The 20,838-nt window shown below is 71.7% G+C and carries 20 protein-coding genes and 1 riboswitch; of the genes, 15 read left to right on the forward strand and 5 right to left on the reverse strand.

Annotated elements, in window-relative coordinates; translation table 11 throughout:
• Positions 1-102: 102 nt before the first annotated feature.
• From AB0B94_RS20710 to AB0B94_RS20725, 4 genes are all read left to right on the forward strand, one after another.
• Positions 103-501 (forward strand): group 1 truncated hemoglobin, encoded by a 399-nt coding sequence (locus AB0B94_RS20710; RefSeq protein ID WP_357282310.1) that lies wholly within the window; start codon positions 103-105, stop codon positions 499-501.
• A gap of 2 nt (positions 502-503) precedes the next feature.
• Positions 504-1,685 (forward strand): globin domain-containing protein, encoded by a 1,182-nt coding sequence (locus AB0B94_RS20715; RefSeq protein ID WP_357282313.1) that lies wholly within the window; start codon positions 504-506, stop codon positions 1,683-1,685.
• A gap of 52 nt (positions 1,686-1,737) precedes the next feature.
• Positions 1,738-2,433, forward strand: a complete 696-nt coding sequence (locus AB0B94_RS20720) for a cell division protein DivIVA (protein ID WP_357282316.1) — start codon at positions 1,738-1,740, stop codon at positions 2,431-2,433.
• A gap of 115 nt (positions 2,434-2,548) precedes the next feature.
• On the forward strand, positions 2,549-3,508 hold the full coding sequence (locus tag AB0B94_RS20725) for a methyltransferase domain-containing protein (protein WP_357282318.1): 960 nt from the start codon (positions 2,549-2,551) through the stop codon (positions 3,506-3,508).
• 29 nt (positions 3,509-3,537) lie between these two features.
• Here the strand turns inward: AB0B94_RS20725 and AB0B94_RS20730 are convergent, their stop codons facing one another.
• Entirely contained in the window at positions 3,538-4,194 is a 657-nt protein-coding gene (locus AB0B94_RS20730; RefSeq protein WP_357282321.1) for an NAD(P)H-binding protein, read from the reverse strand.
• 100 nt (positions 4,195-4,294) lie between these two features.
• Between AB0B94_RS20730 and AB0B94_RS20735 the strand changes: the two genes are divergently transcribed.
• From AB0B94_RS20735 to gcvP, 3 genes are all read left to right on the forward strand, one after another.
• A complete protein-coding gene (locus AB0B94_RS20735) occupies positions 4,295-5,362 on the forward strand; it encodes a MerR family transcriptional regulator (RefSeq protein WP_357282940.1) in 1,068 nt (355 codons plus the stop codon).
• Between the two features lie 104 nt (positions 5,363-5,466).
• Positions 5,467-6,309 carry an NAD-dependent protein deacetylase gene (locus AB0B94_RS20740; protein WP_357282323.1) on the forward strand — a complete coding sequence of 281 codons (843 nt, stop codon included), beginning with the start codon at positions 5,467-5,469 and terminating at the stop codon, positions 6,307-6,309.
• 84 nt (positions 6,310-6,393) lie between these two features.
• Positions 6,394-6,492: riboswitch (glycine riboswitch) on the forward strand.
• A 72-nt stretch (positions 6,493-6,564) separates the two neighbouring features.
• On the forward strand, positions 6,565-9,387 hold the full coding sequence (gene gcvP / locus AB0B94_RS20745; protein WP_357282326.1) for an aminomethyl-transferring glycine dehydrogenase: 2,823 nt from the start codon (positions 6,565-6,567) through the stop codon (positions 9,385-9,387).
• 149 nt (positions 9,388-9,536) lie between these two features.
• Here gcvP and AB0B94_RS20750 read toward each other — a convergent pair whose 3' ends face one another.
• The gene (locus tag AB0B94_RS20750) at positions 9,537-9,737 is read right to left on the reverse strand and encodes a DUF5999 family protein (protein WP_007460326.1); all 201 of its coding nucleotides are present in this window, start codon (positions 9,735-9,737) and stop codon (positions 9,537-9,539) included.
• A 96-nt stretch (positions 9,738-9,833) separates the two neighbouring features.
• On the opposite strand from AB0B94_RS20750, the gene AB0B94_RS20755 reads away from it, so the two are divergent.
• Together AB0B94_RS20755 and def are read left to right on the forward strand one after the other, a co-directional pair.
• A complete protein-coding gene (locus AB0B94_RS20755) occupies positions 9,834-11,081 on the forward strand; it encodes a chorismate-binding protein (RefSeq protein ID WP_357282943.1) in 1,248 nt (415 codons plus the stop codon).
• A 32-nt stretch (positions 11,082-11,113) separates the two neighbouring features.
• The gene (gene def / locus AB0B94_RS20760) at positions 11,114-11,623 is read left to right on the forward strand and encodes a peptide deformylase (RefSeq protein ID WP_357282329.1); all 510 of its coding nucleotides are present in this window, start codon (positions 11,114-11,116) and stop codon (positions 11,621-11,623) included.
• Here def and AB0B94_RS20765 read toward each other — a convergent pair.
• A complete protein-coding gene (locus AB0B94_RS20765; protein ID WP_357282332.1) occupies positions 11,603-12,388 on the reverse strand; it encodes a GNAT family N-acetyltransferase in 786 nt (261 codons plus the stop codon). The genes def and AB0B94_RS20765 overlap by 21 nt on opposite strands.
• Positions 12,388-13,161 carry a TSUP family transporter gene (locus tag AB0B94_RS20770; protein ID WP_357282334.1) on the reverse strand — a complete coding sequence of 258 codons (774 nt, stop codon included), beginning with the start codon at positions 13,159-13,161 and terminating at the stop codon, positions 12,388-12,390. Before AB0B94_RS20770 ends, AB0B94_RS20765 begins: the two co-directional genes overlap by 1 nt.
• 184 nt (positions 13,162-13,345) lie before the next feature.
• Here AB0B94_RS20770 and AB0B94_RS20775 point away from each other — a divergent pair, with 184 nt between their 5' ends.
• From AB0B94_RS20775 to AB0B94_RS20790, 4 genes are all read left to right on the forward strand, one after another.
• Entirely contained in the window at positions 13,346-14,125 is a 780-nt protein-coding gene (locus AB0B94_RS20775; protein ID WP_357282338.1) for an endonuclease/exonuclease/phosphatase family protein, read from the forward strand.
• A 108-nt stretch (positions 14,126-14,233) separates the two neighbouring features.
• Entirely contained in the window at positions 14,234-15,034 is an 801-nt protein-coding gene (locus tag AB0B94_RS20780) for an alpha/beta hydrolase (RefSeq protein WP_357282344.1), read from the forward strand.
• Positions 15,035-15,230: 196 nt separating this feature from the next.
• The gene (locus tag AB0B94_RS20785) at positions 15,231-17,336 is read left to right on the forward strand and encodes a M14 family zinc carboxypeptidase (protein ID WP_357282347.1); all 2,106 of its coding nucleotides are present in this window, start codon (positions 15,231-15,233) and stop codon (positions 17,334-17,336) included.
• 93 nt (positions 17,337-17,429) lie between these two features.
• A complete protein-coding gene (locus tag AB0B94_RS20790) occupies positions 17,430-18,119 on the forward strand; it encodes a fasciclin domain-containing protein (protein ID WP_357282349.1) in 690 nt (229 codons plus the stop codon).
• Positions 18,120-18,125: 6 nt separating this feature from the next.
• Here AB0B94_RS20790 and AB0B94_RS20795 read toward each other — a convergent pair whose 3' ends face one another.
• Positions 18,126-19,121 (reverse strand): tyrosine-type recombinase/integrase, encoded by a 996-nt coding sequence (locus AB0B94_RS20795; RefSeq protein WP_357282352.1) that lies wholly within the window; start codon positions 19,119-19,121, stop codon positions 18,126-18,128.
• Positions 19,122-19,179: 58 nt separating this feature from the next.
• On the opposite strand from AB0B94_RS20795, the gene AB0B94_RS20800 reads away from it, so the two are divergent.
• Positions 19,180-19,731 (forward strand): AAA family ATPase, encoded by a 552-nt coding sequence (locus AB0B94_RS20800; protein WP_357282355.1) that lies wholly within the window; start codon positions 19,180-19,182, stop codon positions 19,729-19,731.
• Complete coding sequence (locus tag AB0B94_RS20805) at positions 19,728-20,489, forward strand: hypothetical protein (protein WP_357282359.1); 762 nt, start codon at positions 19,728-19,730, stop codon at positions 20,487-20,489. Before AB0B94_RS20800 ends, AB0B94_RS20805 begins: the two co-directional genes overlap by 4 nt.
• The last annotated feature ends 349 nt before the right edge of the window (positions 20,490-20,838 follow it).

A 20,838-nucleotide genomic window follows, 5' to 3' on the forward strand; every position in this document is an offset into this window, starting at 1 on the left:
CGGCGTGTTGTCGGGTATCCGATATGGGGGCGCTGACCGGAGGCGGCCGACACGCTATGGTCCCTCACGGTTCTGGACCCTTCACCCCCGGAAGGAACGACCGTGACGGTTACGGAAGAGACTGCTCCCGCCTCGCACTACGACCGTGTTGGCGGTGCCAGTTCGGTCAAGGCAGCGGTTGAGCTGTTCTACGACAAGGTGCTCGCGGACCCGGAGTTGGCGGGCTATTTCGCTGACGTGGACATGGCGGGTCAGCGGCGGCATCTGGCGTTGATGTTGACTGTGGTGCTGGGTGGCCCGAACGAGTACACGGGTCGCGGGTTGGCCGAGGCGCACCAGCCGTTGAACATCACGGTGGGGCACTACGCGAAGGTGGGCGAGCACCTGACGGTGACGCTGACCGAGTTGGGGGTGCCGGCGGACATCCTCGCCGATGTGCAGACAGTGCTGGGGCAGGTGCAGGGCCAGGTGGTGGCTGCCGGGAACAGGTCGGGCGCCTGAGCGTGGACGCGGCTCGCCTCAAGCAGAGCTGGTCGGTGGTCGCCGGTCACGGCGACCAGGTGCCGCTCTACTTCTACTCGACGTTGTTCCTCGCTCATCCCGAGACGCGGCAGATGTTCCCCACGAACATGGCCGGTCAGCGGGACCGTCTCGTGACCGCGTTGGGGCACATTGTGTCCAACGTGGACCAGGTGGACCGGCTGGTGGGTTTCCTGCAGGATCTCGGCGCGGATCACCGCAAGTTCGCGGTCCGCGCGGAGCACTACCCGGCGGTCGGTGAGGCCCTCGTCGCGACGTTGCAGCATTTCCTCGCCGAGCAGTGGACCGACGAGTTGGCTGCGGACTGGACGGCCGCGTACGGGTTGGTCGCCCAGGTGATGATGGAGGCCGCGCAGGCCGCTGAGGCGGTCAATCCGCCGTGGTGGGTGGCGGAGATCGTGGCGCATGAGCGGCGGGCGTTCGACGTGGCGGTGTTGACGGTGCGTCCGCAGTATCTGTTGCCGTTCACGCCGGGTCAGTCGATTGGTGTGTCGCACCCGTCGGTGCGGTCGTGGCGGTACTACTCGCCGGCGAACGCGCCGCGGGCGGATGGCACGTTGGAGTTGCATGTGCGGGCCGCGCCGGGTGGCGCGGTGTCGTCGCGGCTGGTGTACGGGTCGGCGGTGGGGGATCGGATCCATCTGGCGGCGCCGGTGGGGGATCGGCTGGGGTTGTGGTCGGCGGGCTCCAGTGACCTGTTGCTGTTGGTGTCGGGTACCGGCTGGGCGCCGGTGAAGGCGTTGGTGGAGCAGGTGGCCGCGGAGGGTTCCCGTCGGCGGGTGGACCTGTACGTGGGGGCCCGCTCCCGCAGCGAGTTCTACGACAGCGACGCGATGGACAAGTTGGCGTCGTCGTATTCGTGGTTGACGGTGACGTACGTGGTCGGTGCCGACGTGCACCGGCCGGGGGAGTTCGTGCAGGCGGTGGACCGGGCGTTGGCCGACGGTGACTGGCGGTCCCGGCACGTGTTCGTGTGTGGGTCGGACGAGATGGTGTCGTACGCGGTGCGGACGTTGGTGCAGGCGGGTTACCACGCGGGTCAGGTGCACCACGAGGGCCTGGGCGCGCAGTGGTACGGCCCGGCGTGGCGGACGGCGGTGCAGCAGTCGGCTGCGGGTGACACTTCGGGAGGTGGGCACAGGTGAGCGCGACGAGTGAGCTTGCGAGCCCGGCGGTCGCGAACGGAGGTCTGCACAGGTGAGTGCGACGCCGATCAGTCGGTATGACGGGGTGCAGGTTTCCGGTGGTGTGCAGGTGCGGATCACCGCCGATCGGGTTCGGCGGTGGGAGTTCGGCGCGGCGTCGTTCGCTCGGCGTGGTTACGACAACGCTGACGTGGACCGGTTCCGGGTGCAGGTCGCTGACGAGTTGGACCTGTTGGCGACGCAGATCGCGACGTTGCGGGCGGAGAACGAGCGGCTGAACGACCGGGTGGAGTTGCACCGGCACGGGGTGATTCCGAGTACGGGGGCGGCGGCGAAGGTCCCGGCGGCGCGGGAGGTGAATCTGCTGTCGGCGGCGCAGCGGGAGGCCGAGCAGATCATCGCGCAGGCGCATGACTACGCGCGTCGGGTCGCCGAGTACGCCCGGGTGCAGTACGAGAGTTACCTGCACGCGGCGGAGGCGGAGGCGAAGCAGGAGGCGGAGCGGGCGGTGGCGGAGTACCGCAGCGCGGCGGGGTCGAGCTTCGACGACACGGTGGCGACCCGGGAGGCGTTGCGGATCTTCGGCGAGATGATGGTGTCGCACATGCAGGCGGCGGCGCGGCACCTCGACGACGGTAGTGAGCAGTTGGCGCGCACGATGGATCGGATCGCGGCGGAGACCCCGGGTGCGCCGTTCACGGGTGGTGTGGTGGGTCAGTCGGCGTTGCCGCGCCACCAGCAGCGCTGAGTCGCCGGGTGGGGTGCGCTGACGGGGAGCCCACCCGACGCGCTGGCGGCGGTGGCATAGTCGGAGGGGTCAGGCGGGGCTGACCCGTGGCCCGCCCCTTGGGAGAGGTGCCGTCGTGTCAGTATCAGCGTCCCCGCCCGGCGGGTCAGCGGACCCGCTGGCCGCGTTGGAGGCGTCGGCGTGGGCGCTGGCGGCCGCGGTCGGCACCATGAGTGACGCCCTGTCGGCCCCGCTCGCCGAGGTCCTCGCGGCGTCGCCGCACCGCAGCGCGGTGCTGGAGGCCGCCGGTCTGCTGTCGTGGGACGGCGGGGCGCCGGTCGTGCACCCGTCGCTGGTGCCCGCTGACGGGCAGACCGGGCGCAGCGCGGTGCAGGCGCGGTTGAGTTCGCTGCGGCAGGCGGTCGCCGCGGCGGCGCAGGAGCCTTGCCGCGGTGGTGGGGCCGGCTGGGCGCAGGTGGACGACGAGGTGTTGCTGCATCAGGGTCGGGCGTCGGCGGCGACCGGCCGGGCGTTGGCGAACCGGGTGGTGCCCGAGTTGGCGGGGCTGGCGGAGCGTTTGGACTCGGCGGACGCCCGGGTGCTGGACGTGGGCACCGGTGTGGCGGCGTTGGCTGTTGCCCTGGCGCGCGCGTTGCCCCGGGTGTCGGTGGTGGGCATCGACGTGCTGCAACGGGCGTTGGACCTGGCCGGTGGGGAGCTGGCCGAAGCGCGCGATGTCGCGGATCGGATCAGTCTGCGCCGTCAGGACGTCGCGGAGGTGGCCGAGCCGGGCGGGTACGACCTGGTGTGGGTGCCGGCGCCGTTCCTTCCCCAGCAGACGTTGACGCTCGCGTTGCCGCGGCTGGTGCAGGCGCTGCGGCCCGGTGGCTGGCTGGTGGCCGGCACCAATCCGCCGGCCGGGGACCCGTTGCGGGCGGCCGTCGACAGGTGGAACGCCGTGCGCAACGGTGGCAACGCCTTCGACGCCGACCGGATGGCGGAGGTGCTGGCGGGGGCCGGGTTGGGTGACGTTCGGCGTTTTCCGACGGTCCCCGGCGGGCCGGTGTTGGTCGCCGCGCACCGCCCGGCCGGCTGACCACCGCCGACCGCCGGTGGGGCGGGTGGTCAGCTGGCGGCGGCGCGGATGGCCTCGGCGATCGGGGTGGGCCCGTCGACGAGTTCCAGTGTCGCGCCGGTGGTGCGTGGTTCGTCGAGCAGCGCGGCGAGGACGTGCCCGACGTCGGTGCGGCTGATCGCGCCACGCCCGGCGTGGGGGGTGAGGGTGACCCGCCCGGTGGGTGGGTCGTCGGTGAGCTGGCCGGGTCGCAGCACCGTCCAGGCCAGGTCGCGGCGGCGCAGGTCGTCCTCGGCGGCGCGTTTGGCGCGTAGGTACGCCGCCCACACGTCGTCGGTGCCGGGGGCCGGTGGTGTGTCCACCCCCATGGAGGAGACGAGCAGGTAGCGGTGGACGCCGGCGTGGGTGGCGGCGTCGGCGAGCAGCGCGGCGGCGCCCCGGTCGACGGTGTCCTTGCGGGCGGCGCCGCTGCCGGGGCCCGCGCCGGCGGCGAAGACGACGGCGTCGGCGCCGTGCAGGTGCGCGGCAACCTGTTCGAGTGCGGTGTGTTCCAGGTCGCAGACGATGGGGGTGGCGCCGGCGGCGCGTAGCGTGGCGGTCTGCTCGGGGTTGCGGATGAGGCCGACGGCGGTGTCGCCGCGCCCGACGAGGTGGCGTTGCAACAGTAGGGCGATCTTGCCGTGGCCTCCGGCGATGACGACGCGCATGGGCCCAACCTACCGGCGTCACCGGCTTGACCTTGACCTTCGGGTAACCCTGAGGCTGGTGGGTGCCGGTCGCCGTGACCGGCGCGAGGAGGATGCCGACGTGGGGCTGATGACCATCGGGGCGTTCGCCCGGGCGGCGAGGCTGACCCCGAAGGCGTTGCGCCTGTACGACCAGGTGGGGCTGCTGGTGCCGGCCGCTGTCGATCCGGAGTCCGGTTACCGGCTCTACGACCCGGGTCAGCTGCCGGTGGCTCGGCTGGTCGCCCAGTTGCGTCGCCTCGGTATGCCGTTGGCGACGATCCGGGTGGTGTGCGGCCTGGAGCCCGCGGCGGCGGCTGAGGCGGTCACCGCGTACTGGCGGCAGGTCAGCGCCGACACCGCGGCGCGCGCCCGGTTGGCGACCCTCCTCGTGGACCACCTGTCTGAAGGGGGCGTCACCATGTCTGACCCGAGTCGCACGGTTGCCGTCCGCTGCGCCGCCGGTTGTGACAGCGGGCTGGTGCGCGACAGCAACGAGGACACCGCGTACGCCAGCGGGCGGTTGCTCGCCGTGGCCGACGGGATGCGGGGGCCCGGCGGCGCGGCCGCCAGTGCCGCCGCCGTCGACGCCCTGAAGCCGTTGGCGTGCGCCGACGTGCCGGCCGCTGACCTGCTGACGTTGCTGGCCGGTGCGGTGAGCGACGCCGACAGCGCCGTGCACGCGTTGGCCACCGACACCGACCAGCCGGTCACCACACTGACCGCGTTGCTGCTCAGCGGTTCCCGGCTGGCGCTGGTGCACGTCGGTGACAGCCGGGCCTACCTGCTGCGCGGCGGTGAGCTGTCGCTGCTCACGCAGGATCACACCTGGGTGCAGGCCCAGGTTGATCAGGGTCGGCTCGACCGGGACCAGGCCGTGGCGCATCCGCAGCGCGCGGTGCTGGTGCGCGCCCTCGGTGGCGGCCGGCAGGTCGAGGCGGATCTGGCGCTGCGTACCGCGTTGCCGGGTGACCGGTATCTGTTGTGCTCCGACGGGCTGTCGGCTGTCGTCGACCGGGCCGATCTGGGGTCGGCGTTGGCCGCGACTGACGATCCCGAGGACACGGTGCGGGGCCTGATCGAGTTGGCGCGGGCCGAGGGGGCGCCGGACAACATCGCCTGCGTCGTCGCCGACGTCGTCGCGGTGTAGCAGTCGTCCGCGCCGCCGATGCCTCCCGCGCCGGGGTGGGGCCGGCCACCCGCCCGGCGCGGGGCTCGGCGTTGGTGAACGGGTTGAGGCAGCATGGAGAGGTGATGGAGAGTTTCGACGCGTTGACCTCGCTGGTGGCCGGTGGTGGGGTGGTGGTGCTCAGCGGGGCCGGACTGTCCACCGAGTCGGGAATTCCGGACTACCGGGGGCCCAGTGGGGTGGCGCGGCGGCACACGCCGATGACCTTCCAGGCGTTCACCAGCGATCCCCTGGCCCGGCGGCGTTACTGGGCGCGGAGCCACCTGGGTTGGCGGTTGATCGCGGGCGCGGCGCCCAACGCCGGGCACCGGGCGGTGGCCGGGCTGCAACTCGCCGGGCTGGTCGACACGGTGATCACCCAGAACGTCGACGGTCTGCACGGTGCGGCCGGCAGCCCGTCGGTGATCGAGTTGCACGGCCGCCTCGACGAGGTGACCTGCCTGGACTGCGGCAACCTGACCTCCCGGGAGGAGCTTCACCGGCGGTTGCGCGAGGCCAACCCGGAGTTCGTGGCCCGCGTCGCCGCGGTCAACCCGGACGGTGATGTTGATCTCCCTGATGAGCAGGTGGCGGCGTTTCGGCCGGTGGACTGCGGGATCTGCGGCACCGGGATGCTGAAACCGGACGTGGTGTTCTTCGGTGAGACGGTGCCGCCGCAGCGGGTGGCGCGGTGTTTCGCGGCCGTGGAGCAGGCCCGGTCGTTGCTGGTGCTCGGGTCGTCGTTGACGGTGATGTCGGGGCGCCGGTTCGTGATTCGGGCCGCGAAACGGGGCATCCCGGTCGCGATCGTCAACCAGGGGCCGACGCGCGGTGACGGGTACGCCACAGTGTGCGTCGACGCGCCGCTGGGCGCGGCGCTGCCGCAGCTGGCCGGGCGGGTCGGCGCCGGGGCGCCGCTGGGGGTGTGACGGGTCTCGACCCGGGTGGGCGCCCGGCCCGGGGGTAGGACATCCGCCGGAAACACCAACGCTGGTAGCGTTGAGCACGCCGGTAACACCCACGGGGGAGAGACCGCCCGACAGCACGCAGGGCGGCGCCGAAGGGGCAAATCCTCCCCGGAACCTCTCAGGCAAAAGGACCTCGTGGGCAGGCACTGTGGAGTGCCCCTGTGGGTGCGACAGAGGGGGAGGCCGACACGTCGACCTCGCCCCGGGAGTGCCCCTATGACCGTAGAGCAGTTCGCCACCCGTCACATCGGTCCCGGTCCCGACGATGAGCGTCGGATGCTGGAGGTCGTCGGGCACGGCTCCATCGACGAGCTGATGGACGCCGCGATCCCCGAGGTGATCCGCTGGCACGGCACCCTCGACCTGCCCGACCCGGCCACCGAGGCCGAGACGATCGCCGAGCTGCGGGCCCTCGCGGCGCGTAACACGGTCGCCGTCTCCATGATCGGGTTGGGGTACCACGGCACGCACACCCCGGCGGTGATCCGCCGCAACGTCCTCGAAGACCCGGCCTGGTACACGGCGTACACGCCGTACCAGCCGGAGATCAGCCAGGGCCGGCTGGAGGCGCTGCTGAACTTCCAGACGATGGTCACCGACCTGACCGGCCTGGCCACCGCGAACGCCTCCATGCTCGACGAGGGCACCGCGGCGGCGGAGGCGATGACCCTGGCGCGGCGGGCCTCCAAGAGCAAGAGCGGCGTGTACGTCGTCGACGCCGATGCCCTGCCGCAGACCATCGCGGTGATCACCAGCCGGGCGGTGCCGCTCGGCATCGACGTGCGGGTCCTCGACGTGCAACGCGACGAGTTGCCGGCGGAGTTCTTCGGCCTGCACCTGCAGTATCCGGGGGCGTCCGGGGCGGTACGCGACCACGCCGGCCTCGTACGGGCGGCGCACGCCGCCGGTGCCCTCGTCACCGTCGCGGCGGACCTGCTGGCGTTGACGCTGTTGCGCGCACCGGGGGAGATCGGCGCGGACATCGCCGCCGGCACCACCCAGCGTTTCGGCGTACCGATGGGCTTCGGTGGGCCGCACGCCGGTTACCTGGCGGTGCGCTCGGGCCTGGAGCGGATGCTGCCCGGGCGCCTGGTCGGGGTGTCCCGCGACGCGGACGGCAACCCGGCCTACCGGTTGGCGTTGCAGACCCGTGAGCAGCACATCCGGCGGGAGAAGGCGACCAGCAACATCTGCACCGCGCAGGTGCTCCTCGCGGTGATGGCCGGCATGTACGCCGTCTACCACGGCCCGGACGGGCTGCGCGACATCGCGACGCGTACCCATGCGATGGCGGCGCGGCTCGCGGCCGGTCTGCGCGCCGGTGGGGTGGACGTCGCGGACGTCGCGTTCTTCGACACCGTCACCGCGACCGTGCCCGGGCGGGCCGCCGAGGTGGTGGCCGCCGCCGCGGACCGCGGTGTCAACCTGCGGCTGGTCGACGCCGACCGGGTGGGGGTGTCCTGCGACGAGACCACCACCGACGCGCACCTGACGCAGGTGTGGGCGGCGTTCGGGGTGCCCGCGTTCGACGGCGACGTGGACGCGGCCCTGCCGGTCGACCTGGCCCGGACCTCGGACTTCCTGACCCACCCGGTGTTCGGCAGTCACCACTCGGAGACGGCGATGCTGCGCTACCTGCGGCGGCTGTCGGACTTCGACTACGCCCTGGACCGGGGCATGATCCCGCTCGGGTCGTGCACGATGAAGCTGAACGCGACCACCGAGATGGAGCCGATCTCCTGGGCGGAGTTCGCGCACATCCACCCGTTCGCGCCGGACGCGCAGACCGTCGGGTACCGGGAGATGATCGGTCAGCTGGAGTCGTGGCTGGCCGAGGTGACCGGCTACGACGCGGTCAGTGTGCAGCCCAACGCCGGGTCGCAGGGTGAGCTGGCCGGCCTGTTGGCGATCCGCTCGTACCACGCGTCGCGGGGTGAGACGCACCGCGACGTGTGCCTGATCCCGTCGTCGGCGCACGGCACGAACGCGGCGTCGGCGGTGATGGCCGGCATGCGGGTCGTGGTGGTGGCCTGCGACGACGACGGCAACGTCGACCTGGTGGACCTGGACGCGAAGATCGACAAGCACCGGGACGCGCTCGCCGCGATCATGGTGACGTACCCGTCCACGCACGGTGTGTACGAGACGGGCATCGCGTCGCTGTGCGCGAAGGTCCACGACGCCGGTGGGCAGGTGTACGTCGACGGGGCGAACCTCAACGCCCTGGTCGGGTTCGCCAAGCCCGGCAAGTTCGGCGCTGACGTGTCGCACCTGAACCTGCACAAGACGTTCTGCATCCCGCACGGCGGCGGTGGCCCCGGGGTGGGCCCGGTGGCGGTGCGCGCGCACCTGGCGCCGTTCCTGCCCGGTGACCCACTGGGCACGCACGCCGACGCCACGCCGGCGATCTCGGCGGCGAAGTACGGGTCGGCGGGGATCCTGCCGATCCCGTGGGCGTACCTGCGGATGATGGGCGCCGAGGGGCTGACCCGGGCCACCGGCGTGGCGGTCCTCGCCGCGAACTACGTGGCGGCGCGGCTGCGGGGGCACTTCGGCGTGCTGTACGCCGGCAACAAGGGCCTGGTGGCCCACGAGTGCATCCTCGACCTGCGGCCGTTGACGAAGGCGACCGGGGTGAGCGTCGACGACGTGGCGAAGCGGCTGATCGACTACGGCTTCCACGCGCCCACGATGTCGTTCCCGGTGGCGGGGACGCTGATGGTGGAGCCGACCGAGAGTGAGGACCTGGCCGAGCTGGACCGGTTCTGCGACGCGATGATCGCGATCCGCGCGGAGATCGAGCAGGTGGGTTCCGGGGCGTGGCCGGCGGGGGACAACCCCCTGGCCAACGCGCCGCACACCGCGGCGATGGTCAGCGGCGACGAGTGGTCGCACGCGTACCCGCGGTCGGTGGGCGCGTACCCGGCCGGGGTGGACCGGGCCGGGAAGTACTGGCCGCCGGTGCGGCGCATCGACGGCGCGTACGGCGACCGGAACCTGGTCTGCTCGTGCCCGTCGCCGGAGGCGTTCGAGGACTGACAACGCCGCAGCCGGTCGAGACTGACGACGGCGCGCCGGGGCGGGCGGTACGGCCTGCCCCGGCAGCCGCTGCGACCTGGGCGGGGACGTCCCTTACCGGGGGACTAGCCTGGGTCGACGGCGGCTAAACGGTGACGCTGAGTGGTCGATTAGGCCACGAGAGCGTGGCGAGCGGGACCGCGGTGCGGTGCGATGCTGCTGCCGTCGGGAAGCAGCTCGCCGGTGTCCTCGAAGACGATGACACCGTTGCAGAGCAGGCTCCAGCCCTGCTCACGGAAGCAGGCGAGGACCCGCGCGGCTTCCCGGTCGGTGGCTTCAGCGGAGGGGCAGGTCGGTTGGTGCTGGCACATCGGGTTCTCCGGACTGTGGGGGCACTGTGTCATGGTTCACATGACCAGTGACGCACAGTACCAAGCGAAAGTGTCCAGCATCGAGCAGGTGCCCGCCTGGTGCACGGGAAATCCACTGAACGGATGAGGAAGGTTGGACCGTACGGCGTGGAAACGCTCCCACACGTGTGGGCCGCGGACAGCGGACCCGCCGCGTCGATCGATGTACCCGCCGCACCGGCCGCCTGCCGAGGTGCGCTGACCGAACGCGCCCGCCTGCACTGGTCTCGCGGCGACGGCGGCGACCCCGCGGCCCTCGCCGAGGAGTTCCTCGCCACGCACGGCCTGCCCCTGCACGACCTGACCCGACCCGCCACCGGCCAGCACGGCACCGGGGTCTGCGGCGCGGCGCTGTACCTGTCCGCCGCCGCCGGGGCGCTGCTGGCCGGCGCACCCACCGGGGCCCCCGAACCCGCACCGGCCCTGCCCGACCTCGCCGTCGTCGTCTACCAGCACGGCACCCCCCGGGTCACCCGACCCGGCCCACCGCCGCAGTGGCGCCTCGGCGACTGGGCCGAGAGCTGGACTCCCGACCAGCACGCCGCCGCCGTCGACGCGGTCCGCGCCGCCATCGGCCGCGGCGACGTCTACCAGAGCAACCTCGTCGGCCACGCCGCCGCCCCCTACACCGGCGACCCGCTGCCCGCCCTGAGCCGCCTCGGCGCGCTCCCCGGCGCCCGCTACGGCGGCGTCCTCACCGGCGACGGCTGGGCCATCGGCTGCGCCTCCCCGGAAACCCTCGTCGAGGTCACCGACGGGCAGGTCATCACCCGACCGATCAAGGGCACCCGCCCGGCCACCGCCACCGGCCGCGCCGAACTGCTCGCCAGCGCCAAGGAACGCGCCGAACACATCATGATCGTCGACCTGGAACGCAACGACCTCGCCCGCATCGCCCGCACCGGCACGGTCACCGTCGACGAACTGTTCGCCGTCCGCCGCTGGTGCGACCTGTGGCAGGCCGAGTCGACAGTCCGCGCCACCGCCGACGACGGCCTCGGCCTCGCCGACCTGCTGCGCGCCACCTGCCCCGGCGGCTCCGTCACCGGCGCCCCGAAACTCGCCGCCCTGGCCCAGATCAGCGCCCTCGAACCGGTCGGCCGGGGCGCCAGCATGGGCGCGCTGGGCTGGGTCGCCCCGGGCCACATCGACCTGGGCCTGACCATCCGCACCGCCGCCGCCGACGGTCAGCGGCTGCACACCTGGGCCGGCGGCGGCATCACCTGGGACAGCGACGCACACGCCGAGGTCGCCGAGGCCGCCGCGAAAACCCGCCCGATCCGCGCCACCCTGGCCGGGCGCTGACCGCAGCACCGCACGGCGATACGCTGAACCTCATGACCATGCGGCCCATCCGGATCATCGGCGACCCTGTCCTGCGCACCGGATGCGAACCGGTCACCACCTTCGACGCGGAGCTGCGCGCCCTCGTCACCGACCTGATGGACACCCTGCTCGGCGCACCCGGCCGCGCCGGCGTCGCCGCACCGCAGATCGGCGTCAGCGCCCAGGTGTTCGTCTACGACGCCGACGGGCACCGCGGCCACCTCATCAACCCCACCCTGGAGCTGTCCGACGAACTCCAGGACGACGAGGAGGGCTGCCTGTCCATCCCCGGGCTGTACTTCCCGACCGTGCGGGCCCTGCACGCCACCGCCCACGGCGTCGACCAGCACGGCGAGCCGCTGACCATCGCCGGCAGCGGGTTCCTGGCCCGCGCCCTGCAACACGAAACCGACCACCTGCGCGGGAAGCTCTACGTCGACACCCTGCGCGGCGACACCCGCCGCCGGGCACTGCGCGAGATCCGCGCCGGGCGCTTCGACTCACCCAGCCGCCGCGGCTAACGCCGTCAACGTCCACTCGTCGTAGTCGGCGACCCGGGTGAAACCCACCCGCTCGTACAGACGCACCGCTGCCACATTGTCCGCCTTCACGTTCAGCGTCACGTGCTCCACGCTCTCCCGCAGACGAGCACACAACGCCGCCACCACCGACGCGCCCAGCCCTCGCCCCCGCCAGCGCGGATGCGTCGTGACGTTACCCAACGCCGCCACCCGGTACGCCGGCGAGAACACGTGCACCCCGGCCACCGCCACCACCGCACCCCCGTCGCGAATCCCCAGGTACTGCCCGGTCTGCATCATCCGCTCGTCGAACCAGTTACCCGGGTACGCCTGCGCGTACAACGCACGCACCTGCGGCAGGTCCGCCGTCTCGAGCACCACGCCCGCCGGGGCGACACTGCCCAGCCGCGCCGGGTCGGTCAACGCCATCCGGTGGTGCCGACCGCCGCAGGCCAACCGGAACGACCCGGACAACGCGTCGGCCAGACCGGGGGACAGGTGCGCGTACAGCCGGGCCGGCAGCACCGGCGCCACCTGCGCCAGCAGCACCGACAACGCCGCGGTGTCCGCCGGCGCGGCGAACGCCAACAACGTCGGCAAGTCGGTCCCGTGGTACAGCAACGCGACCTGATCACCGCGGCGATACCACGACGTGTACGGCCAGAAGAAGTCGTCCAGATCACCCAACTGGTAGGCGTGCAGCACCGGGTCGCGCCCCAGCAACCGCGCCAGCACCATCCGGTCGTGCTCGGCCCGCACCGGCATCAGCGGGCCACCCACTGGTCGTGGCCCAGCTTCGCGACCAACGCCACCACCACCACCAGCAACACCACCCGCACGAACCCGGAGCCGCGGCGCAACGCCATCCGCGCCCCCAACACCGCGCCGGCGATGTTGCACACCGCCATGCCCGCCCCCAGCAGCCACCACACGTGCCCGGTCACCCCGAACACCACCAGCGCGCCCAGATTCGTCCCCGCGTTGACGACCTTCGCCATCGCCGAGCCGTGCACGAAGTCCGCGCCGACCACAGCGGTGAACGCCAACACCAGGAAGGTGCCGGTGCCCGGGCCGATCAACCCGTCGTACAGGGCGATCCCCACACCGGCCACCGCGATCACCACGCCCACCCGCACCGGGGTCCGCCTCGCCGGCACCGCCACCACCCCCATCCGGGGACGCAGCAGCACGAACACCGCCACCGACACCAGCACCACCAACACGACCGGCCGGTACGCCGACGCCGGCACCGCCCCCGCCAACGCCGCACCCACCCCCGCGCTGAGCACCGCCACCCCCGCCGCCGGAGCCGCCACCCGCCAGTCGACCTTCGTCCGGCGGGCGTACGTCGCCGCCGCCGTGGCCGTACCGAAGATCGCCGCCAGCTTGTTCGTGCCCAACGCGGTGGCCACCGGCAACCCCGGGGCAGCCACCAACAGCGCCGGCAGCAGCAACAACCCGCCACCACCCACCACTGCATCAACCCAACCGGCCATCGCCGCGGCGGCCAGCAGAGTACTCAGCGTCACGACGTCCACGGGCGGCAATTCTCCCCACCCGACACGCCGCAACGGGCACCCGAGTGGCCAGCCTCACCCGCTCAGCGACCCCGCGTACGCCGCAACCACACCCCCAACGCTCCGACCGCCACGAACACCAGCACCGAACACAGCAAGACCTTCACCACCCGGCAACCATGCCACGGGCACGTAAGGTGCAGGAGTGCGCCTGGCCACCTTCAACCTGCTGCACGGACGATCCCTCACCGACGGGCTCGTCGACTCCGACCGACTCACCGCCGCCATCGGGGCCCTCGACGCCGACGTCCTCGCCCTGCAGGAGGTCGACCGCGACCAACGCCGCAGCGGCAACCTCGACCTCACCGCCATCGCCGCCCGCGCCCTCGACGCACCCCACCACCGCTTCGCCGCCGCCGTCGTCGGCACCCCCGGCGAACAGTTCCGCCCTCTGCGCCACGACGACGACGGCCACGGTGAACCCTGCTACGGCATCGGACTGATCAGCCGACACCCCGTCCGCAGCTGGCAGGTCACCCGACTCAAGCCGGCGCCGGTGCGCTCACCGGTCTACGTGCCCGGCCCCCGCGGCGGCCTCATCCTGCTGCACGACGAACCCCGCGTGGTCCTCGCCGCCGTCCTGGACACCCCGCACGGCCCCCTCACCGTCGCCGCTACCCACCTGTCCTTCGTGCCCGGCTGGAACGCCCGCCAACTACGGCAGACCGTCCGCGCCCTGCGCGCGCTACCGGGGCCCCGCGTCCTGCTCGGCGACCTCAACCTGCCCGCCGGCGCGGCCCGGCTCATCTCCGGCTGGCACCCCCTGGGCCGCCGCCCCACCTACCCGTCCGGGCAGCCCCGCGTCCAACTCGACCACATCCTCGCCGACCGGCACGCCCTCAACCAGCTCCCACCCGTGCGCGCTGTCACCGCACCCTCGTCCACCATCTCCGACCACCGCCCCCTGCTGGTCGACCTCGGCTGAAGATCCACGATCGAAAGCCGGCCATCGCGGCTCACGAATGTCTAGGGTTGGGCTCGCCGGCACCACGTGTCGCGCCATCACCACAGCCGACACCACAGGGAGCTGACAGTGAGCGACACGCCGGACACGATCGTCCTCATCCACGGGTTCTGGGTCACCCCCCGCAGCTGGGAACACTGGGTCACCCACTACCAGGACAAAGGCTTCCGGGTGCTCACCCCCACGTACCCCGGGCTGGAAGGCGAGGTCGAGGCGATCAACGCCGACCCCAGCCCACTGGAGACGCTGACCGCGCCACAGATCATCGCGCACCTGTCCGCGGTGGTCGACGCGCTGCCCACGCCACCCATCCTCATGGGCCACTCCGCCGGCGGGGCGTTCACCCAGGTGCTGCTCGACCGCGGCTACGGCGCCTCGGCTGTCGTGCTCAACTCGGCACCCACCGAAGGCGTCAAGGTGACCCCCTTCTCGCAGCTGCGCTCCACCTTCCCGGTGCTGCGCAACCCCGCCAACCGCCACCGCGCCGTCGGGTTCACCTTCGAGCAGTGGAACTACGCGTTCACCAACACCTTCGACGAGCAGACCGCCCGCGCCCTGTACGAGCGCTACGCCATCCCCGCCGCCGGCGGCATCCTCTGGGACAGCGTCCTGGCCAACCTGCTGCCCGGCCCCCAGGACATCGCCGTCAACTACCACAACGACCAACGCGCGCCGCTGCTGTTCATCTCCGGCTCGGAAGACCACATCATGCCGCCCAGCGTGCAACGCGCCAACGCCGCCCACTACAAGAGCGACACCATCACCGAGGTCGAGCTCTTCGAGGGGTACGCCCACCTGCTGCCCGCCCAGCAGGGCTGGCAGCGCATCGCCGACGTCGCCCTCGACTGGGCCCTGCGCCACGCCCGCTGACCGTTCGGCCCTCGCCTTACTGAAATCCCGGGCATCAACGTGCCCCGGACACCGCGCCTTCGGGGCAACCGGATCGAACAAGAGTCGGCGGGGGAGCGCACCACCGAGCCGCAAGATTCCCTCAAGATCATTGCATCGACAGACTTCGACGATCATGCTGGTCGACACGCGCCACGATCAATTCGTCGGAGGCCACATGAGACGCCAGCGACCCACCCTCATCGCCGTGTCCACCCTCATCACCGTCACCCTCACCACCGCAGCCACCCCCGCCAACGCCCAACCCGCCGCACCACCTGACCAGGTCACCGCCCTCACCGCCCACCAGGCCGACGGATACACCACACTCGCCTGGCAACCCGTCAACGGCGCCACCGACTACCAGATCGAACGCACCCCCGTCGACGCCGACAACACCCCCACCGGCACACCCACCATCGTCGGCATCTGGCGACCCAACCGCCAGATCAACCAACAGGCACCCACCTTCGCCGACGCCGGCTACAACCCCGGCGACACGTTCCAATGGCGGGTACGCGCCCGCACCGGCACCACCGAACAGCCCTACTCCGACCCGGTCACCGCCACCACCACCGCACCCTGGGGCAACCCCACCACCCCCGGCGAGCAACTGCGCACCGGCTGGGAGACCACCCACGCCGCGCAGTACACCAGCGACACCGACGAGTACGCCTACAGCGCCGCCATCGACGCCCTCAGCGACCGTGTACGCGTCGTCGAACTCGGCCGCACCGTACAGGACCGACCCATCAACATGCTCGTCATCGGCCACCCCACCCCAGCGGCCACCCCCGAAGCCGTCGCCGCCACCGCACCCGTGGCCATCAACTGCAACGTGCACGGCAACGAACCCGGCGACCGCGAAGCCTGCCTCATCATGGCCCGCCAACTCGCCTTCAGCACCGACCCCCGCATCACCGACCTACTCAGCCACACCACCGTCCTGATCGTCCCCACCATCAACGGAGACGGCCGCGCCAACAACACCCGCGGCAACTCCACCGGCCAGGACCTCAACCGCGACTACTCCCTGATCCGCCAACCCGAGACCACCGCGTACATCACCATGGTCCGCGACTACCGACCCGTCGCCGGCTACGACGGCCACGAGTTCGGCAACTCCCGCGCCGGCGACCTGCCGATGCTGCCCCCACGGCACCAGAACGTCGCCCAACCCATCTTCGATCAGTCCCAGGACATGATCGAAGGCCACATGTACGCCAAGGGCGCCGAAGCCGGCTGGTGGGCCTGCCCCTACGGCTGCGAAGGCGGTGGCAACGTCGGCCTCAGCGAGGAAACCATCCTGCGCAACACCCTCGGACTCAAGAACGTCACCAACTCCCTGCTGGAACTGCGCAGCTCCGGCGGCCAGACCCGCCCCGACGAGGGCAACACCACAAACAACCGACGCCGCAAGACCTACTCCGCGCTGTGGACGTTCCACCAGTTCCTCGACTACCACCGCGCCGACCGCGCCGACATCCTGAGAGCCCGCAGCGAAGCCATCCAATCCCAGGCCGCCAACACCGGCCGGCTGGTCTTCCGCGGCTCCCGCCCCATCCCCGCCCACCCCGCACCACACCCCGGTGACAGCCCGCCACCACTCGACGCGCCCCCCGCCGACCTGATCCTCGACAACCCACCCTGCGCCTACAAACTCACCGACGCGCAGTACCACGGTGCCCGCACCGACGGCCCCGGCGGCGTCGGCACCACCGTCGCCCAGCGCATCGCCGCCCACGGCTGGAAGGTCATCACGATCGGCGACGACCACTACGTCCCCCTCAACCAACCCGAACGCGGCCTCATCCCCCTGCTCCTCGACGGCAAGGGCGTGGAGAAGCTGACCGACGGCGAACGCGTCTATCCCACCCTCACCGGCCGCCGCAACGGACCCCTGACCGTCACCGGCTTCACCTGCGCCGACGACGCCACCATCAACGGCCCGGTCACCGTCCGGGCCGACGCGGCGCTCGTCACGACAGCAACGACGATCAGCGGCCCCCTCACCGCCACCCGCGCCGCCGGCATCCTGCTCGCCGACAGCACCATCAACGGCCCGGTCCGCATCGCCACCACCGACACGATCTCCATCATCGACGCCACCATCGCCGGCCCCGTCGACCTGTCCGGCAACACCACCGGCACCGACGCGACCGTGCTGGCCGGCACCACCATCCGCGGCCCCCTCAGCTGCACCGGCAACAACCCCACCCCGCGCAACCTCGGCATCGCCAACACCGTCCACGGCCCCCGCACCACCCAGTGCGCGGCACTCTGACCGGCGACTAACAAGCCGTCACGCCGGCGGCGCGGGCCGGACACCCGCGCCGCCGGCACCTCACCACCTACCGCCGCACCCGTGGAGGCCGCCGTGTCGCACACCGCCACCCCACAGCGACACCCCCGACGACTCCGCGGACCGCACCGCGCTCGGCGGAGTCGACTGACGCTCAGCCTGCTCCTGCCGACCCTGCTGCTGGGCGCCTGCACCGCCAGCCCCGCAACTCCCCGCACGGACGCCGCGCCAGCGAGCACCGGACCCCAGCCCACCGGGCCACTCTGCGCCGCCCTGCCCACCGGCACCGACCCCGGCAACCCGAGCTTCCTCGCCGGACAACCCGTCGACCAGGCGCTGCGCTGGATCCCCACCCTCACCACGTTCGAAGCGGCAGTGCGCACCAGCGGCGTCCTCACCGACCTGCCCACCGGCGACGGCGTCACCGTCCTGGCGCCCTCCGACGACGCCTTCGCCGCCACCTTCTCCGAGGACAACTGGGACGACCTCATGACCCACCACACCGACCAGCTCCGCGCCCTGCTGAAAGCCCACCTCATCACCGGAAGCCACTCGATCGCCGACCTCACCACCGCCGGCACCGCCACCACCCTCGACGGCGTCACCGTCACCGCCACCAGCGCCGGGCCCACCGCCCGCCTCGGCGACCGCGCCGACACCGTCTGCGCCGACTACCAGGCCACCAACGCCCGCATCCACATCATCAACGCCGTCCTCGGCCCACTACCCGTCACCGCCGACGGCACCGGCCACCGCGCACACTGACCACCTTCACCCCGGCGGCACCAGACCCGCCAACGCACGGTTGGTCCGGTTGGCCCGGACGGCGTCACGTTGCTGCCCGGCCGTCACCTCGATGTACGTCTGCGACGACGCCAACGACGCGTGCCCCAACAACCGCATGATCTCCGCCGCGCTCGCACCGTCCTCCGCCAACCGGGTCGCGAAGGTGTGCCGCAGCGCGTGCAGCCGCGCACCACGCGGCACCCGGTCACCGATGCCGGCCCGCCGGTAACACGACTCGACGAGATACTGCAGGCCACCACGGCGCAACGGCTCACCACGGCGATCCACCAGAAACGGCGAGTCGGGGCGTACCGACCGCGAACCGAAGCGCCGCACCCGACTGTCCAGGTAGTCCCGCAGCACCCGGTCCAGGTCCGCCTCGATCGGCACCACCCGAGGCCGCCCACCCTTGCCCGCCACCTCGACCCGCCGCTCACCGGGCCGACCGCCGAGCGAGTCGACCCGCAACGCCAGCAGCTCCGACAGCCGCAGCCCGGCGCAGAGCGCCACCGCCAACACCGCCACGTCCCGCTCCGGCCACGGGTCGCGTTGCCGACCGTCGTCGCGCGCGGCGGACGCGAGCAACACCTCGGGGGTGTCCGCGCCGCGCAACGGCTTCGGCTGGGGGAGTAGCGCCCGAGGACGCCCGACCGCCGGCATCGGGTTGCCCGCCACGAACCCGTCAGCGACCAGGAAGGTGAAGAAGGTGTTCCAGGTGGACCAGGCCCGGTGCACCGACGCGGCCGCCCGGGGAGCGGCGAACCGGGCGAAGGCCGCACGCATCACCCGGGGGGAGAGGCCGGTGATCGACAGCGCATCCAGGGACAGGGGAGGGGTGGCATCTTCCGCGACCAGCGCCGCGACCGTGTGCAGATCCCTGCGGTACGCGGCAAGGGTGTGCGGGGAGGGCTTGCGGGTGGCCCGCGCGGTCAGGAACTCCTCGATCAGCACCACGAGCGATTCGTCCTGTTTGTCATGCATAAGGGATATTATGCAGCATTTTCGGGTTTCCGGGTAGGGGCCGAGAGAGGGGGAGGAGATGCCAGAACCCCGGCGGTACGTCCTCACGGGAGCGCCCGGCGCCGGCAAGACAACCATGATCGAGGCGCTGCACCACAGGGGACACCTCACCGTCCGAGAGGCCGCCACCGACCTCATCGCCGAGAAGCAGGCACAGGGGTACGCCGCGCCATGGCACGACACCGACTTCGTCGACGCCGTCGCCTCGCTGCAACACCACCGGCAGATCGGCGCCGACGCGCGTCAGCCGGTCCAGTTCTACGACCGGTCGCCCCTGTGCACAGTGGCGCTGGCCCGCCACCTGGGCAGACCGATCGGCCCGGCGCTGACCGCCGAAGTGGACCGCATCACGCGCGAGCGCACCTACCAACGCCTGGTCTTCCTGATCAGCCCGCTGGGCTTCATCCGCCACACCGCAGCGCGTCAGATCAGCTACGCCGACGCGCTGGCCTTCGCCCGCCTGCACCGCGAGGTGTACGAGGAGCACGGGCACCAACTGGTCGAGGTGCCAGCCGGACCGGTGCGGACACGGCTGGCCCTGATCGAGGAACACGTATCGTTCGCGACATGACGTCACCCGGTGCCACCTGTCCCGAGTGCGGTCAACCCGGCACACCCACCGGGTACCGGGATCCGGACGACCCCATGAGCTGGGTCTGTCCCGAGGGGCACCGGTGGCGGGCGACCGACCGGCCCGGATGGAATCCGTCAGCGACGCCCACCGCCGTCACCGCACCCCACGACTCCACCGACACCCCGATCCGGACCGGCCCCGTCACCGTCGACAAGGACGGGCGGACCTGGCGGATCGGCACGGCCGGCGACGTCGCCTGGCTCACCGGGCGCACCACGCAGGGTCTCTCGATCACCACCGCGATCCCGCCGGTGTTCGAGGCGTACGGCACCTTCCACCCGCCCGCCGGGGTCGGCTTCGACGCCCACGAACGCGCGGTGATCGACGAATTGGTGGTGTGCACGCCGGATCAGCAGTGGTGGCTGGGCTTTCTCGACACCGGCGCCCACGACGTCGTCTTCCCGCACGCCCCGAGGGTGTTCCTCTACTGGGCCTGGCCCTACGTGTTGGTCCAGGCCGGGCCGGAACAGGCCCTCACCTGGCGGGCCGGCCATATGCGCGGCGACGGGGCGCTGCCCGACCTGTTCTTTCCGGCGGATCGTTCCTGGCTCGTCTCCGCCCTGTGGGACGACACCTGGACCGACATCGGCGCCAGCGGTGCGGTACTCGCGGCCCTGCGACGTAACCCGCTGGTCAACGCGCGCCTCGTCGGGCCGGACGAGGACGCGTGTCCGCCTGGCCTGACGCGCGGCTGACCCCATCGGAAGCACGGCGAGGGGACCCCCGGAGCACGCGACTTTACATAATGTGCATTATCGAATCGCGGGTCGGCTGCGGGTTGAGGGCAACCGATCAGATCTCCTCGACGGCGGTTGTCATTTCTCATTTGAGCTGAGCCATTCTCAATAAGATGAGCCATCTCCCGAGCTTTCTCAGAGAGTTGAGCCAGCTTGGGCCTGAGTCATCTGGTGCAGTTCCAGTCCCCGTCGCAGTTCGTCGACGCGGTGTTCGCTTGGGCTGTCTGCTTGCGTAGTGCCACTATCTCTTCGCGCGACCGTGGTCGTGCGGCCGGGCTATGGGCTTCGATTGATGCGTTGTAAGAGG

It is taken from the genome of Micromonospora sp. NPDC048986, from assembly GCF_040649335.1.
Lineage (GTDB): Bacteria > Actinomycetota > Actinomycetes > Mycobacteriales > Micromonosporaceae > Micromonospora > Micromonospora alfalfae.